A 16,320-nucleotide genomic window follows, 5' to 3' on the forward strand; every position below is an offset into this window, starting at 1 on the left:
ATGAAAAAAGGAATTCTTCTTGTAGGATTGTTATTCAGTGTGATGCTTCAAGCGCAACAATCAGTGAATATTATTCCGCAACCACTAAGTTTAACTCTTAAAAAAGGAAGTTTTGTTATTGATGATAAAACAGCGATAGAATCTTCAAAATCGGATAAAGAGGCGCAAAAAGTGGCTTTGTTTTTTGAAAACTTTGTAAATAAAGTTTCTAAGGTTAAAGTAAAAAGTATTTCTGCGAAGAATACTAAGAAAATCAGTTTCTTAATTGAGAAAAACGCTGAATTGGGAGAAGAAGGTTATACGATAAATGTTTCTCCGGAGACCGTTTCCGTGAAAGCAACTACTTCAAAAGGATTGTTTTACGGAATGCAGTCATTGGTACAAACCCTGCCTTTGGTTAAAGGAAATGATTGGGTTCAGATTCCTGCTATGGAAATAAAAGATAATCCTCGTTTCAAATGGAGAGGGGTAATGCTGGATGTTTGCCGTTACTTTTTTACGGTGGACATGATGAAGCAATACATCGATTTGATGGCTTCATACAAAATGAATGTACTTCATTGGCATTTGACAGAAGATCAGGGTTGGAGAATAGAAATAAAAAAATACCCGCGTTTGACAGAAATTGGTTCTGTGCGCAACGGAACGATCATTGGCAGATATCCTGGAAAAGGAAATACCAATGTGCCTGTTACGGGTTTTTATACCCAAGATCAGGTTAAAGAATTGGTTAAATATGCTTCAGACAGAGCGATAACCATTATCCCTGAAATTGAAATGCCAGGCCACAGTAGTGCAGCTATTGCGGCTTATCCTGAATTGAGTTGTTTTCCAAAAGAGAGAACAAAATTCAAGGATACCATTTTTTCGTTGCAATCAAGAAAAGAACTTGCTGAGGGAAGATTAAAATTTGTTCAGGAAACTTGGGGAGTTTTTGAAGATGTTTATGCTCCAACCGAATATACTTTTAAGTTTTTGGAAGATGTAATAGACGAAATCATTCCTTTGTTCCCGTCCAAATATATTCACATTGGAGGTGATGAATGTCCAAAAGAGTCATGGAAAAGAAGTGAGTTTTGCCAGAATCTGATAAAAGAAAAAGGTTTAAAAGATGAGCATGGCTTACAAAGTTATTTCATTACAAGAATGGAGAAATACATTAATTCTAAAGGCAAATCAATAATTGGTTGGGATGAAATTTTGGAAGGAGGCTTGGCACCAAATGCAACTGTGATGAGTTGGAGAGGTGAAAAAGGTGGCGTAGAAGCAGCAAAATTAAACCACGATGTGATTATGACTCCTGGTGACCCTTGCTATCTGAATCGTCCGCAAGGAGATCCCGAAACAGAACCTGTAGGCGGATGGGGTGTAGTTAATTTGAAGAGAGTGTATGCTTACGAACCTATTCCTTCTGAGTTAAGTGCTGAACAAGCGAAACACGTTTTAGGCTCGCAAGGTAATTTTTGGACCGAATATATTCCAACATTTGAGCATTTGCAATATATGTCGCTTCCAAGATTATTGGCATTATCTGAAGTGATGTGGTCTCCAAAAGATAAACGTGATTGGAAGGAATTTAGACAACGTTTGAACCCGCATTTCAAAAGTTTTGAAGCTAAAGGATTAAAATATTCTAAAGGAGACTTTAGAGCACTGATAACGACTGCTACAATAGACAATGTTTTATCAATTGTTCTTGATACCGAAAATCCTGATGCTGTAATTTATTATACAACAGATGGCAGTATTCCTACTGCAGAAAGCTTTAAATATACTAAGCCGATAGCTATAGACAAATCATTGACTATTAAAGCGATTACGGTATTAGATGGAAAAGTTATGACTTCAAAACCCGCAGAACAATCTTTTGTTTACAATAAGGCTTTAGGAAAAAAGATAACTTACGATAATAAATACAGCAGTTCTTATAAAGCGAGTGGAGACAATGCTTTAATTGACGGAATTAAAGGGACAAAGGATATTACAAAAAATTGGCACGGATTTCAAATTAATGACATTGTTGCTACTATTGATTTGGGTGCTGGGATTGACGGTAACAGTATTTCGATTGGATGTATCCAAAATTGGGCAAAATGGGTGTTTTTGCCACAATGGGTTAAATTTGAAATATCCCAAGACGGAATTAATTTCAAAGAAATAAAAACGATTGGTAATGAGGTTGCTCCAACCCAAAAAGGAGATATCCTGAAAGAATTTAAAGTCGATTTTCCGCAACAAAAGATTATGAAAGTGCGCGTGACTGCTAAGAGTTTAGGAGACATACCAACAGGCCATACAGACGAAAAACAAAAGCCTTGGCTGTTCGCTGATGAGATTTCGATTAATTAAAGTATAATTTGAATAAGATGAGAATTAATAAACTTAAAACAATTGCTTTTCTTTTAATTGCTTTACTGGGAATTATGATGGTTCATGCCCAGAAAAAACAAGGAAAACCCAATGTTATTGTCATTTTGATGGATGATATGGGTTATGCAGATACTAAACCTTATGGAAGTGTAGGTTATGAAACTCCCAATTTTGACAAACTAGCCAATGAGGGGATGCGTTTTACCCATTTTTATGCAGCCCAGGCAGTCTGTACTGCGTCGAGAGCCGCTTTGCTTACAGGCTGTTATCCAACGAGAATTGGAGTAGGATTTGCGTTGGCTCCTTGGGATAAAACCGCTTTAAACCCAAATGAGGAAACAATTGCTAAGTTGTTGAAAGATCAGGGATATGTAACTGGAATGTTGGGAAAATGGCATTTAGGCTCGAAAGCTCCATTTCTTCCTATTCATTACGGTTTTGATACGTTTTATGGTATTCCATATTCTCATGATTATTGGCCTGTTGATTATAAAGGGAATCCGGTGCCAAAAGATACCCCTAATGATTGGCGTGCTACATGCCCAGTTTTGCCTATTTACGAAGGAGATACTCAAGTTGGAACCATTCCAAATTTAGAAGAAGCATCGAAACTTACCACAACGCTGACTGAAAAAGCGGAAGAGTTTATTAGTAAAAACAAAAAGAAACCTTTCTTTTTGTTTTTAGCTCATCCCTTACCACATGTGCCTTTGGTAGTTTCTTCGAAGTTTAAAGGAAAGTCTGGCGCAGGATTATATGGTGACGTAATTAGTGAAATCGACTGGTCAGTCGGAAGAATTATGGAGGCACTTAAGAAAAATAAAATTGATAAGAATACCCTGTTAATTGTAACGAGTGATAATGGTCCATGGCTTTCTTATGGGAATCATGCTGGGTCAACCGGAGGCTTGAGAGAAGGAAAAGGAACGGCTTGGGACGGTGGAACAAGGGTACAGTGTTACATTAGTTGGCCAGGGAAAATTGCACCGGGATCAGTATCCAATCAGTTGATGACCAATATGGATATTTTACCAACAATTGTTGCTGCAACGAATGCTCATTTGCCAAAAGAAAAAATAGACGGTCTTGACTTTTTACCATTGTTAACGGGAAAAACCAATAAGTCACCAAGGGATTTGTTCTATGTGTATTATGATCTGAACAATTTGAAACTCATTCGTTACAAAACATGGGAATTGGTATTGCCTCATGATTCACAGGCTTATAGTCAGGCTATACCGGGGAAAGACGGAACTCCGGGAAAAGTCCCGCATGCAAAAATTCCAATGGCATTATACGATCTTCTTCATGATCCTGGAACGATACAAGATGTACAAACCCAGTATCCGGAAGTGGTCGAAGAAATTTTGAAATATGCTGAACAGGCAAGAGAAGATATGGGGGATGGTCTTACCAAGCGCATTGGGAAAAACAATAGAAAGCCTGCCAAAATGGAGTAATAATTGGTAATTTTATAAATAAACTTTAATTGTATAAAAAGTTTAGATTGTATATTGTAAATAACTAAATAATAATATTATATATGTTTAAAAAAGTATGTTTTCTTTCCGCTTTTTTTTCTTTGTTCTTTTCATTTATGACTTTTGGACAAGGAACTAAAAAACAGCCCAACATAGTTATCATAATTTCAGATGACCATGCCTATCAAGCCATCGGTGCTTATGGTGCCAACTATAATGCTACGCCAAATATCGATAGGTTGGCGAAAGAAGGTGTTTTGTTTAATAATGCCTATGTAACGAATTCGATTTGTGGGCCAAGTCGCGCCGTAATATTGACTGGAAAATACAGTCATAAAAACGGGTTTAAAGATAATACTAATTTCCGTTTTGATGGAAGTCAGGATTCTTTTGCAAAACAATTACAGTCTGCAGGTTATCAAACGGCCTGGATTGGGAAATGGCATTTGGAGACCGATCCCCAGGGATTTAATTATTGGGATATATTGCCTGGTCAGGGGCAATATTACAATCCGGATTTTCATTCAAAAGCGGGTGATAAAAGAAGGGAAGGTTATGTGTCTGATATTATTGAAGATGTTTCAGAAGATTGGTTGAACAATCGTGATAAGAGTAAACCTTTCTGCTTGGTAATAGGACATAAAGCAACACATCGTGTCTGGATTCCGGATACTCAGGATATGGGTAAATATGATAATGTTACTTTTCCTCTACCATCAACTTTTTATGATGATTACAAGAATCGTGAGGCTGCAAAAGTGCAGGATATGAACATTGCAAAAACGATGATAATGGGGTACGACCTAAAAGTATTCAACGATTTAAACGATGAAAATAGCCAAGCTGCTATTTCAAGAATGAATCCGGAGCAACGCAAAAAATTCGATGATTATTATGGGAAGATCGCGGCTGATTTTAAAGCCAAAAATTTAAGTGGAAAGGAATTGACGGAATGGAAATTCCAGAGATATATGAAAGACTATCTGAGTACATCTCTTTCTTTGGATCGCAACATAGGCCGTACCTTAGATTATTTGGACAAAAATAATTTAGCAGAAAATACAATTGTGATTTACCTTTCGGATCAAGGGTTTTATATGGGTGAGCATGGTTGGTTTGACAAGCGTTTTATTTACGAGGAATCTTTCAGGACCCCGATGATTATGCGTTACCCAGGTATTGTGAAAAAAGGAACGAAATCCAATGATTTAGTGATGAATCTGGATATTGCCCCAACTGTACTGGAAGCAGCAGGTGTTGCCAAACCAAAAGACGAACAAGGAGAATCATTTTTGCCATTGCTTAAGGAGAAAAAAGCCAAGGGGCGTGATGCTATTTACTATCATTACTATGAAAATGGTGAGCATTCCGTATCCCCTCATTTTGGAGTAAGAACCAAACGTTACAAATTAGTTCGTTTCTATGAAAAAGTAAACTCATGGGAGCTGTATGATTTGCAAAATGATACTCACGAAACGAATAATTTGTACGGAAAGAAGGGGTATGAAAAAATTACAGCCTATATGAAAGTCCAGCTTAATAAACTGATTGATCAATATGATGATCAGGATGCGAAAAAATTACTTTCAGTAGATTTTAATTCATATAAAAAATGATTTATTCTAAATTCAGTTTTGAATTTAGAATAATGATCATCAATTAAAGTATCCGGTTGATTTTTGTAACGGTATGTTTAATTTTGAATAAAGGACAAATAACAATTAAATAATGATAATATAGAGCTAATAATTGTATTTTGGCTGTTCTACCTTTAGATTTTAGAAATAGTAGTTAATTTGAGAGTAATTAGAAGAAAAAAGCTTCTGATTTTGAATTTATTATGCTGCTAAAAATTTAATTCCAAAAAAATGAAAATTGCCTTATTCATTCCCTGTTACATCGACCAGTTTTATCCAAATGTGGGAATTGCTACTTTGCAGTTGTTGGAAAAATTGGGTTGTGATGTCACTTTTCCTTTAGAACAAACGTGTTGTGGTCAGCCTATGGCGAATAGTGGTTTTGCAAGTTTGAGTAAAGGTTGCGATGCGAATTTTGTTAAAAATTTTTCAGGATTTGATTATATCGTCGCTCCTTCGGGAAGTTGTGTTTTGCATGTAAAAGAGCATTTGCATGATGATAAAAATCCAAATGAGGCTTTACAAATACGCAATACCGTTTATGAACTTACTGAGTTTTTAACCGATATTTTGAAAATCAAAAACCTTAATGCCAGTTTCCCTTATAAAGTAGGATTGCACAACAGTTGTCATGGACAAAGGGGGCTAAACCTTTCATCAATGAGTGAAAGGATGTTGCCTGAATTTTCTAAAGCGGAAGAATTGTTGAAAATGGTCAGGGGAATAGAGCTTAGAAGACCAGAACGCAATGATGAATGTTGTGGATTTGGAGGAACATTTTGCGTGTTTGAAGAAGCAGTAAGTGTGAAAATGGGTAAAGACAGGATAAGTAAGCATGAAGCCAATGGTGTGGATTATATAACGGGTGGTGATACCAGTTGCCTTATGCATTTAGAAGGTATTTTAAAAAGGCAGGAGAGTAAAGTGAAAATCATTCATATTGCTGAAATTTTGAATAGTTTGTTATAGTAATCAAGTCTTCTTAAAAAATAAATTCGACAAGTATGGCAGCCAAGCATGCTGAATTAGCAGAAAAATTTATAGCTGACGAGCCTAGAACTGATTGGCACGACGAGACCTTATGGTTTGTCCGTTCAAAAAGAGACAAGGCAGCACATGGTTTACCAGAGTGGGAGCAGCTAAGAGAGTGGGGTTCACAAATAAAGAATCATACACTTTCCAATCTTTCCAATTATTTAAAAGAGTTTGAAGAAAACGCAATTGCCAATGGGATAAAAATACATTGGGCTGCCGATGGCGACGAACATAATAAAATAATTCACGACATTATTAGGAAGCACAATATTAAAAAAATTGTGAAAAGCAAAAGTATGCTTACGGAAGAATGTCATTTGAATGAATATCTACAACATAATGGTATCGAAGTGGTCGATACGGATTTGGGAGAGCGTATTGTTCAGTTCCGAAAAGAACCTCCAAGTCATATCGTATTGCCTGCGATTCACTTAAAAAAAGAAGATGTAAGCGCTACTTTTCACGAGCATTTACAAACCGAAAAAGGAAATAACGATCCGCAATACCTTACCGAAGCGGCAAGACAGCATTTGCGTAATAAGTTCGTAGAATCGGATTTAGCAATTACAGGAGTTAATTTTGCAATAGCTGAAACGGGTGGGTTTGTGGTTTGTACCAATGAAGGAAATGCTGATATGGGAGCGCACACAGCTCCTGTGCATATTGCCTGCATGGGATTTGAAAAATTAATCCCGAAAGCAGAACATTTGTCTGTGTTTTTAAGATTATTAGCAAGAAGCGCTACGGGACAACCCATCACTACTTATTCCAGTCATTTTCATCGACCTAGACCCGGACAGGAAATGCATATCGTAATTGTTGACAATGGTCGCAGCCGACAATTGGGACGCGAGGATTTCAGGAATTCTTTAAAATGCATTCGTTGTGCGGCTTGTTTCAATACTTGTCCGGTGTACCGCCGTAGTGGTGGACACAGTTATCATACTGCAGTAGCGGGACCTATCGGCTCTATCTTGAATCCAAATTTAGATATGAAAGCCAATGCCGATTTGCCTTTTGCATCGACATTATGTGGAAGTTGTTCCAATGTTTGCCCGGTGAAAATCAATATCCATGAACAATTGTGGAAATGGAGACAGGTAATTTCCGAAGAAGGGTATGCTGCTACAAGCAAAAAAGTAGCTATGGAAGGAATGAGTTTCGTCTTGTCAAATCCTAAGTTGTATCGTTTTGCAGGGAAAATGGGAAGAGGAGTTATGAAATTGTTTCCTTTTATGGTCAACAATAAATTAAATGTTTGGTTCAAACAAAGAGAAATGCCCGAGCCTCCAAAAGAATCATTCCGTGATTGGTATTTAAAAAACGGAAAATCCAAAAAATAAATAGAACTCCTGATAACGAGAAATATGAGTGCAAAAGAAAATATATTGAATGCTATAGCGCAGAACCAACCTGAACTGATTCCGCTTCCTGCAATAGATTTAGATTCTGTTATTGATTATGAGGATTTATATGCTCAATTTAAATTGGTATTGGAAGGTATTGGAGGAAAAGTTGAATTAATTTCGTGTCTGGCCGAATTGCAAGAAGAGTTAAAAGCAGATAAAGAAAGTGGAAGTTTTGTAGTAAATGCGATCGAAGCTCTTGGAGATGTTGATAGTTACGTTGCTTCTTTATCGGCTTCCGAATTAGAAAAACTTGAAAAAGCTTATGTAGAGGGAACTATTGGAGTAGCCGAAAATGGAGCAGTATGGATTTATGAAAGTCAGATGATAAATAGACTTGTTCCTTTTATTTGCCAACATTTGGTTTTAGTAATTGAGAAAAAAAATATTGTACCGACATTGCATCATGCTTATGAGATAATTGAGGCAGGACGAGAAGGATTCGGTGCATTTATTGCGGGACCTTCCAAAACTGCCGATATTGAGCAGTCTTTGGTGATTGGAGCTCATGGCGCAAGAAGCGCGAGAATTTATGTTGTCGAATAAAAAGAGAATGTTTTTTAGGTTATTCAAATCGTTTGTTTAGCCTAATGAACTTTGTTTAAGAATTTGGCTAAATAAAAGTTAGAAAAAGATAATATTGGATTAAAAAATGTTTTTTTGTCATTATATCTTTCGAGTTCTAAATCTTTTTATATATTTTTAAAAAAATTTGTAGAGATTGGTAAATCGTTTTAATAAAAATAACGATTTTGATTTGAAATGTTAAAATAACTGACAATTAAATAGATAACAAAAAACAAAAAAACAAAGAAATGAAACTAATACGTTTTGGAGAAATCGGAAAAGAAAAACCAGGTATTTTAATAGGAGAAAAGAGATTTGATGTTTCGTCAATTGTAACCGATTATAATGAAGCATTTTTTGAAAATGACGGATTGGAGAAATTAAAAAATGCATTGGAACTTAATCCAGCTTTGCCTGAAGTTGATGCTTCTGTTCGTTTGGGATCTCCGGTTGCAAGACCATCAAAAATCATTTGCATTGGATTAAACTATGTAGATCACTGTCACGAAACAAACGCTCCGATTCCGACTGAACCAATTATCTTTTTCAAATCGACTACCGCTTTGTGTGGACCAAACGATAATGTTATCATTCCAAAAAACAGTCAAAAAACAGACTGGGAAATTGAGTTGGCTTTTGTTATTGGCAAAAAAGCAAGCTATGTAGAAGAAGCAGAAGCTTTGGATTATGTAGCCGGATATTGTTTGCACAACGATTATAGCGAAAGAGCTTTCCAAATTGAAATGGGAGGACAATGGGCAAAAGGGAAAGGATGCGATACATTTGCGCCACTTGGGCCATTCTTGGCAACTCAAGACGAAATTACCGATGTAAACAATTTATCAATGTGGTTGACTGTAAACGGTAAAACTTTCCAAAACAGTAATACTTCGAACTTGGTTTTCAAAATACCATTTTTGGTATATTATTTAAGCCAATTTATGACTTTACTTCCAGGTGACGTAATTAGTACTGGAACGCCTCCGGGAGTTGGATTGGGAATCAAACCGGAGCCTATTTATATCAAAGCTGGTGATGTAGTTGAATTAGGAATGGAAGGTTTAGGAAGTAGCAAACAATTGGCTGTAGCTTGCAGCAAATAAGTTATATATAAAATCTAGTTTATAAAATGGTTGAAGACTAAAACCTTTGATGAAGTACGAGAGGGGTAAATCATTTAAAGGTTTGGTCTGAAATCATTTAGAAAAATAATAATTTCAAATGAGAATTGACAGTCACCAGCATTTTTGGAAATTCGATCCGGTAAGGGATTCTTGGATTAATGATGATATGAAGGTATTGCAGCAGGATTTTTTACCATCTGATTTACATTCATTGTTAAAAGAAAATCAAATTGATGGTTGTGTAGCTGTACAGGCTGACCAAAGCGAAGAAGAAACTTATTTTTTATTGGAATTAGCTGAAGCTAATGATTGGATTAAAGGAGTTGTGGGCTGGATCGATTTAAGAGCCGAAAATTTAGAAGAGCGGTTATCGCTTTTTTTTAAGTTCAAAAAACTAAAAGGATTTAGGCATATAGTGCAAGCCGAAGCAGAAGATGATTTTTTGTTAAGAGATGATTTTTGCAGCGGAATATCAAAATTGTCAAAGTATAATTTTACTTATGATTTATTACTTGTCCCAAAGCATTTGCAGTATGCAATTGAAATAGTGAAGCGTTTTCCAGAGCAATCTTTTGTAATTGATCATTTGGCAAAACCTGATTTTAAGCAAGCGGATTTTTCTCATTGGGAAAAAGGGATTCGTGAGATTGCAAATTACCCGAATGTGTATTGTAAAGTTTCCGGTTTGGTTACCGAAGCTGATTGGGCGAACTGGACAGCGTCCGATTTTACACATTGCCTGGATGTAGTGACAGAAGCTTTTGGGATGGATCGTTTGATGTTTGGAAGTGATTGGCCGGTGAGCTTGCTTGCCGCATCCTATGAAGAATGTTGTGGCATTGTGACAAATTACTATTCAAAATTTCAAAAGGAAGAACTGGAAAAATTCTGGGGAGGAAATGCAATTGAATTTTATAATTTATAAAGTCGAAGTTTCCAAGTTAGATGAATTAAATTCTTGAAAAAAAGATAAAGACAAGAAAAATAATAAACGATAATAGTTTAAAAAATAAATATAATGGATCAAAAAATGTTAAAAAGCAGTATTGACAAATCCACCGGGTTTGAGAAAAGATTTGAGAACATTAATACAGTGGTTTTTGAAAACTCGAAAGTGGCTTCGGCGGCAGTTGCGCAGGAAATAGCGGCACTTATTAAATCCAAGCAGCAAAATAACGAGCTGTGCGTTTTAGGACTGGCTACGGGATCTTCGCCAAAAGGATTGTACGCTGAATTGGTTCGTTTGCACAAAGAAGAAGGTTTAAGCTTTAGAAACGTAGTTTCTTTCAATTTGGACGAATACTATCCGATGGAACCAGATTCGATCAATAGTTACGTACGATTCATGAAAGAGTTGTTGTTCGACCAAGTGGATATATTGCCGGAAAACGTGAATATCCCAGACGGAACCCTGCCAAAAGAAGAGATTGCCGATTTTTGTACCAATTACGAAGCGAAGATCGAAGCTCTTGGCGGGATCGATTTGCAGATCTTGGGAATTGGTGGAAACGGTCACATTGGGTTCAATGAATCGGGATCGTTACAGAATTCCAAAACACGTTTGGTGGCTTTGGACCACATCACAAGGGTTGCTGCCAGCAGTGATTTCCTTGGATTGAACAATACCCCAAGAACAGCCATCACATTGGGGGTGAAAAAAATCATGGAAGCCAAACAGGTGATCCTGATGGCCTGGGGAGTTGGAAAATCCAACATCATCAAGGCTTCTGTCGAAGGTGAAGTAACCAATAGAGTACCCGCTTCGTTTTTGCAGGAACACAAAAATGCCGTTTTTGTTTTGGACAAAGAGGCTTCTTCCAAACTAACGAGAATCAACACGCCTTGGTTGGTGGAGGAAGTGGTTTGGACTGATAAGTTGATCCGCAAAGCCGTTTTAGGTTTGGCACTTCATTTGAAAAAACCAATTTTGATGCTTACCGACGCCGATTATATCGAAAATGGGATGAGCGATTTACTGGCCGATTCCGGTCCTGCTTACGATATCAACATCAAAATATTCAACAAACTGCAAAATACCATCACCGGATGGCCGGGAGGAAAACCCAACGCCGATGATGCCAATAGACCTGAAAGAGCCGAGCCTGCTAGAAAAAGAGTGCTTATCTTCAGTCCGCACCCCGATGACGATATCATCAGTATGGGAGGTACTTTCATGAGGCTGCAAGATCAGGGACATGAGGTACATGTGGCGTACCAAACTTCAGGAAACATTGCCGTTGCCGATGACGAGGCACTTCGTTTTGCACATTTTGTTACCGATTATAACGAAAAATTCGGCATTAAAAGCCCGGAAGCTGATGCAATTTTCCAAAAGGCAAAAAACTTCCTTAAAAACAAAAAAGCAAGCGAAATCGACATTCCCGAAGTGCGTTACATCAAAGGTTTAATCCGAAAAGGAGAAGCCCGTGCCACGAGCCATTTTGTAGGTTTGCCTGACAGTCAGATCCACTTTATGGAACTTCCTTTCTATGAAACGGGAGCCATTGAAAAAAATCCTATCGGAGAAATAGACATCCAAATCACAATGGATTTGATCGACAAAATCAAACCACACCAAATTTATGCCGCAGGCGATTTGGCCGATCCACACGGGACGCACAAAGTATGTCTGGATGCCGTTTTTGCAGCTTGTAAGCGACTAAAACCAAATGATTACATGAAAGACTGCTGGCTGTGGTTGTACCGCGGTGCTTGGCAAGAATGGGGCATCGACGAGATCGAAATGGCCGTTCCGATGAGCCCTGACCAAGTTTTGGCAAAACGCCACGGAATCTTCAAACACCAATCCCAAAAAGACGGTGTAGTATTCCAAGGTACCGATGCAAGGGAGTTTTGGCAAAGAGCCGAGGACAGAAACGCTGAAACTGCAAACTTCTACAAACAGCTTGGATTGGCGACTTATGCTGCAATGGAAGCTTTTGTGAGATGGGAATATTAATATGATAAAGAGGTTGTATATAGGGATATAGACAACCTCTTCATTATCCAATTTTATTCAAATATTTTACAAATATTTGAATATCAAAAGATAGTTGAGGCTTTTGGTAAATGAAAAGCCCCAGTTATCTTAAAATAAAGCATAATAACATATTAAATATGTGCTCGAACACATTGTATTTGTATTTGAACAAAAAAAATTAAGTGAAAAATAATTATAAAAATAAAAATATGGTTAGATCATTTTTCTTTGCGCTACTGTTGTGCAGCACATTGTCTTTTGCACAGGAAGTAAACATCATTCCTCAGCCGTTACAACTTACCAGAAATACTGGAAATTTTGTCATTACCCCACAAACAAGTTTGGTTGTTTCCAGCAATGGAGACAAATCAACAGTTGCTTTTTTGAATAACTATTTGTCAGATCATTATGGTTTTAAATTACCGATAGTAAAAAAAGCAAGTAAAAACTACATTAAGTTCAAAAGCGGTAAACAAACCGACGGATTAAAGGGAGAAGCATACAGCTTGAAATCCGATGAAAAAGGTGTTGAAATTAACGGTAATTCGGCTATTGGAACTTTTTACGGAATGCAAACGCTAATTCAGTTGCTGCCAGTTGAAAAAAGCAACAGTCTATCAATTGCAGCCGTAGAGGTGAAAGACGAACCTCGTTTTGCGTACAGAGGATCCATGTTGGATGTTGGTCGTCATTTTATGCCTGTTTCATTTGTTAAAAAATACATTGATTATTTGGCTTTGCATAAAATGAACTACTTTCATTGGCATTTGACCGAAGATCAGGGGTGGCGAATTGAAATTAAAAAATACCCTAAATTAACCGAGATTGGTTCAAAGAGAAACGGATCCATCATTGGTAGATATCCTGGAAAAGGAAGTGATAACACTCCGGAAGGAGGTTTTTATACTCAAGAGGAGGTTAAAGACATTGTAAAATATGCTTCAGATCGTTTTATTACGGTAATTCCTGAAATCGAAATGCCAGGACACAGCGGTGCTGCTATTGCTGCTTACCCTGAATTGAGTTGTTTCCCGCAAGAGAAAACAAATCTTCCTGATAATATGATTTCTGACAAGAGTAAAGCGGAATTGGCAAATGGAAGAATAAAATTGGTTCAGGAAACATGGGGTGTCCATGCAGATGTGTATACACCAACTGAAAATACGTTTAAGTTTTTGCAAGATGTTATTGATGAGGTGGTGACTTTATTTCCATCAAAATACATTCACGTAGGTGGTGACGAATGTCCTAAAGATGCTTGGAAGAAAAGTGAATTTTGTCAAAACATGATAAAAGAAAAAGGATTTAAGGATGAGCATGAGCTTCAAAGTTATTTTATCCAAAGAATGGAGAAGTACATCAATTCAAAAGGAAGAACATTAATTGGTTGGGACGAAATTCTTGAAGGTGGTTTGGCTCCAAATGCAATTGTGATGAGTTGGAGGGGAGAGCAAGGCGGTATCACTGCGGCTAAAGATAAGCATCAGGTAATTATGTCCCCAGGTAGCCACGTTTATTTGGATCATTCCCAAACCAAAGATGAAAAAGAAGTTACAATTGGCGGTTTCACCAACCTAGAAAAAATTTATAGTTATGAACCTGTTCCAAAAGAATTAACAGCAGAAGAGTCAAAATATGTGTTAGGAGCACAAGGAAATGTTTGGACAGAATACATGCAAAATCCAGCGAAAGTGGAATATATGATTTTTCCACGTTTGAGTGCTTTAAGCGAAGTTTTATGGTCTCCAAAAGAAAGTAGAAACTGGTCTGAATTTCAGAAAAAAATTGAAACTCAGAAAAAAAGATACAATATCTGGGGAGCCAATTATTTTAAGGAATAAGATAAATATTAGGAATAGGAGAGACGACTAACTGGTCGTCTCTTTTTTATGGTTTGATCAGGGTTTACAATATTATAATTTTACTTTTTTAGGTCGAATGTTGTGTGCTTGATAAACTTTCGGTTATAGGTATATAAAACGTGTATTTTTTTATCTGACGTTTGAATAATAGCCGGATAACTAAATTCACCTTCTTTTTGGTTTTCTAAGTCAAATAGTTTTTCCCAATTTACGCCATCTTTTGAAAATTCTACGTCAAGAACATTTCTTCCGTTAAACCAATCTTTTCCCATTTTTAAAGGGTTATTTACCAATAAAAATGATTTGTTTGTTAGGGTTAAGGCATCAATTCCTGAATTAGAATTAACAACTTTAATACTGTCAGTTTGATTCCAATTTTGTCCATTGTCGTGTGACCAACTTGTAATAAGCTTATTGTGCTTACTTCGGAAAAGCATTTGAATTGTTTTATTCGAATGAACTAAAAATGTGGGCTGGATAATATCAAAATTTTGATTGTTTTCGATTGCTATTTTTGTCCATTTACCTGTTGATTCTTCAAATGTTTCGACATGGCTTCTCCATAGATTGTTTTCTACACTTTCTGTACTGCTTCCACATAAAATAATTCCTGGAGTAACCTCTATCGGCTTGTTTTTTATTGGACCTAAAATGCCTTCCGGTAAATATTGAGGAGTACTCCATGTTTTCCCATCATCAATTGAAGAAATCATCGCTCCAAACCATTCTCTCGGATTCTTTCCTACTTTGTAAAATAAGTATAATTTTTTGCTTTTGCTCTTAAAAAGAACAGGATTCCAACAGGGTAAAGTATCTCCTTGTTTTATTAATGGTTTAATTAGGTTTTCAGGAACTGACCACTTTTTATCTTTATAGGTTGCTATATAAATGCCAACATCTTTGGCTCCTTCATATTTACCACCAAACCAAGCCGACAGAATTTCATTTGGCTTTACTTCAACCAAGGTAGTAGCATGACTGTTGTTAGTAACGGGTATATCTGAGATATAAGAATTTGTAATGTTATAAACTTTTGGTGTTTCTTTTAGGGTAGTACAGGAAACAAAACAGGATAAAGATAATAGAACCAGATAATTAAATTTTGAAATCATTGCTTGAAAATTTTAAACATCAAATGAATAAAACACGATTATAATATCTGATTTTGCAGATATTTATATTAATCAAAAATAACTGCTTCTGCCGTGTTTATCAAATTAAAACTTAATAAAGAATACATTTTTATTCGTGTCTTATAAATTCTAGTTCAGAATTCCTAAGAATTATTTCACCTCCAATAAATCAAACTTAATTTAGTTAAGTTTTTCGGTACTTTCCATTCGTAAACATTGTTCCGTTCCAAGATAAAGAGGGTTTCCATGTTTTTCTGACCAAAATCCTTCGAATACATCTTTGGTTACACATCGATAAACGGCGACTCCTTTGTAGGTATTATTGTTGTCTCCTTTGTAGTTAAAATTAATGACAAGAATGTTGTCTTTGAAGAAACCGTATCCTTTTTGTTCTTGACTGTTGTTAATAAGCCAATGAGCAATAACCCGGTTGTTCTCATCCAGTGATAAAGTCAAAATACCTTTGTATGTTACTTCATTATTCTCCTCCTGATTGCTTCCTGAAATGGAATACTCACCAATTAAATCTTGTATAGTCATTTTATTTTCCGATACAAAAGTTCTCACCCCTAGGTTTATAGGTATGCTTACGTTTTAATGTACAATTAGAGTACCATTTTGAACAAAACAAAACGAAGAAAACAAACAAATTTTTATCCATTATTTCTTTTGAAAAATTGTGTTTTTTGATAATCTGCTGTATTTTTTCTAGAACACATTAATCC

12 protein-coding genes are annotated in these 16,320 nt (G+C 36.4%); 10 read left to right on the forward strand and 2 right to left on the reverse strand.

All coding sequences use genetic code 11. From position 1 onward, the window contains the following. The 10 genes from OZP12_RS10085 to OZP12_RS10130 all read left to right on the forward strand — a co-directional run bounded on the left by OZP12_RS10085 (position 1) and on the right by OZP12_RS10130 (position 14,441). Entirely contained in the window at positions 1-2,349 is a 2,349-nt protein-coding gene (locus tag OZP12_RS10085; RefSeq protein WP_281228963.1) for a family 20 glycosylhydrolase, read from the forward strand. Positions 2,350-2,366: 17 nt separating this feature from the next. Then, positions 2,367-3,830 carry a sulfatase family protein gene (locus tag OZP12_RS10090; RefSeq protein ID WP_281228964.1) on the forward strand — a complete coding sequence of 488 codons (1,464 nt, stop codon included), beginning with the start codon at positions 2,367-2,369 and terminating at the stop codon, positions 3,828-3,830. Between the two features lie 83 nt (positions 3,831-3,913). Next, positions 3,914-5,467 (forward strand): sulfatase family protein, encoded by a 1,554-nt coding sequence (locus tag OZP12_RS10095; RefSeq protein WP_432419524.1) that lies wholly within the window; start codon positions 3,914-3,916, stop codon positions 5,465-5,467. Positions 5,468-5,719: 252 nt separating this feature from the next. Continuing rightward, a complete protein-coding gene (locus tag OZP12_RS10100; protein ID WP_281228965.1) occupies positions 5,720-6,457 on the forward strand; it encodes a (Fe-S)-binding protein in 738 nt (245 codons plus the stop codon). Between the two features lie 35 nt (positions 6,458-6,492). Next, the gene (locus OZP12_RS10105) at positions 6,493-7,866 is read left to right on the forward strand and encodes a lactate utilization protein B (protein WP_281228966.1); all 1,374 of its coding nucleotides are present in this window, start codon (positions 6,493-6,495) and stop codon (positions 7,864-7,866) included. A 24-nt stretch (positions 7,867-7,890) separates the two neighbouring features. Continuing rightward, positions 7,891-8,475: a LutC/YkgG family protein gene (locus OZP12_RS10110; RefSeq protein WP_281228967.1), complete on the forward strand. Its 585-nt coding sequence runs from the start codon at positions 7,891-7,893 to the stop codon at positions 8,473-8,475. Positions 8,476-8,744: 269 nt separating this feature from the next. Then, a complete protein-coding gene (locus OZP12_RS10115; protein ID WP_281228968.1) occupies positions 8,745-9,599 on the forward strand; it encodes a fumarylacetoacetate hydrolase family protein in 855 nt (284 codons plus the stop codon). Positions 9,600-9,717: 118 nt separating this feature from the next. Further along, positions 9,718-10,545, forward strand: a complete 828-nt coding sequence (locus OZP12_RS10120) for an amidohydrolase family protein (protein WP_281228969.1) — start codon at positions 9,718-9,720, stop codon at positions 10,543-10,545. A gap of 105 nt (positions 10,546-10,650) precedes the next feature. Next, positions 10,651-12,579, forward strand: a complete 1,929-nt coding sequence (gene nagB / locus OZP12_RS10125) for a glucosamine-6-phosphate deaminase (RefSeq protein ID WP_281229050.1) — start codon at positions 10,651-10,653, stop codon at positions 12,577-12,579. Between the two features lie 230 nt (positions 12,580-12,809). Continuing rightward, positions 12,810-14,441, forward strand: coding sequence for a beta-N-acetylhexosaminidase (locus OZP12_RS10130; protein ID WP_281228970.1), 1,632 nt, complete (start codon positions 12,810-12,812; stop codon positions 14,439-14,441). An 80-nt stretch (positions 14,442-14,521) separates the two neighbouring features. Here the strand turns inward: OZP12_RS10130 and OZP12_RS10135 are convergent, their stop codons facing one another. Further along, complete coding sequence (locus tag OZP12_RS10135) at positions 14,522-15,574, reverse strand: sialidase family protein (protein ID WP_281228971.1); 1,053 nt, start codon at positions 15,572-15,574, stop codon at positions 14,522-14,524. A gap of 201 nt (positions 15,575-15,775) precedes the next feature. After that, positions 15,776-16,135, reverse strand: coding sequence for a hypothetical protein (locus OZP12_RS10140; RefSeq protein WP_281228972.1), 360 nt, complete (start codon positions 16,133-16,135; stop codon positions 15,776-15,778). Positions 16,136-16,320 lie beyond the last annotated feature (185 nt).

Origin of the sequence: Flavobacterium aquiphilum, from assembly GCF_027111335.1 — a bacterium.
Taxonomy (GTDB): domain Bacteria; phylum Bacteroidota; class Bacteroidia; order Flavobacteriales; family Flavobacteriaceae; genus Flavobacterium; species Flavobacterium aquiphilum.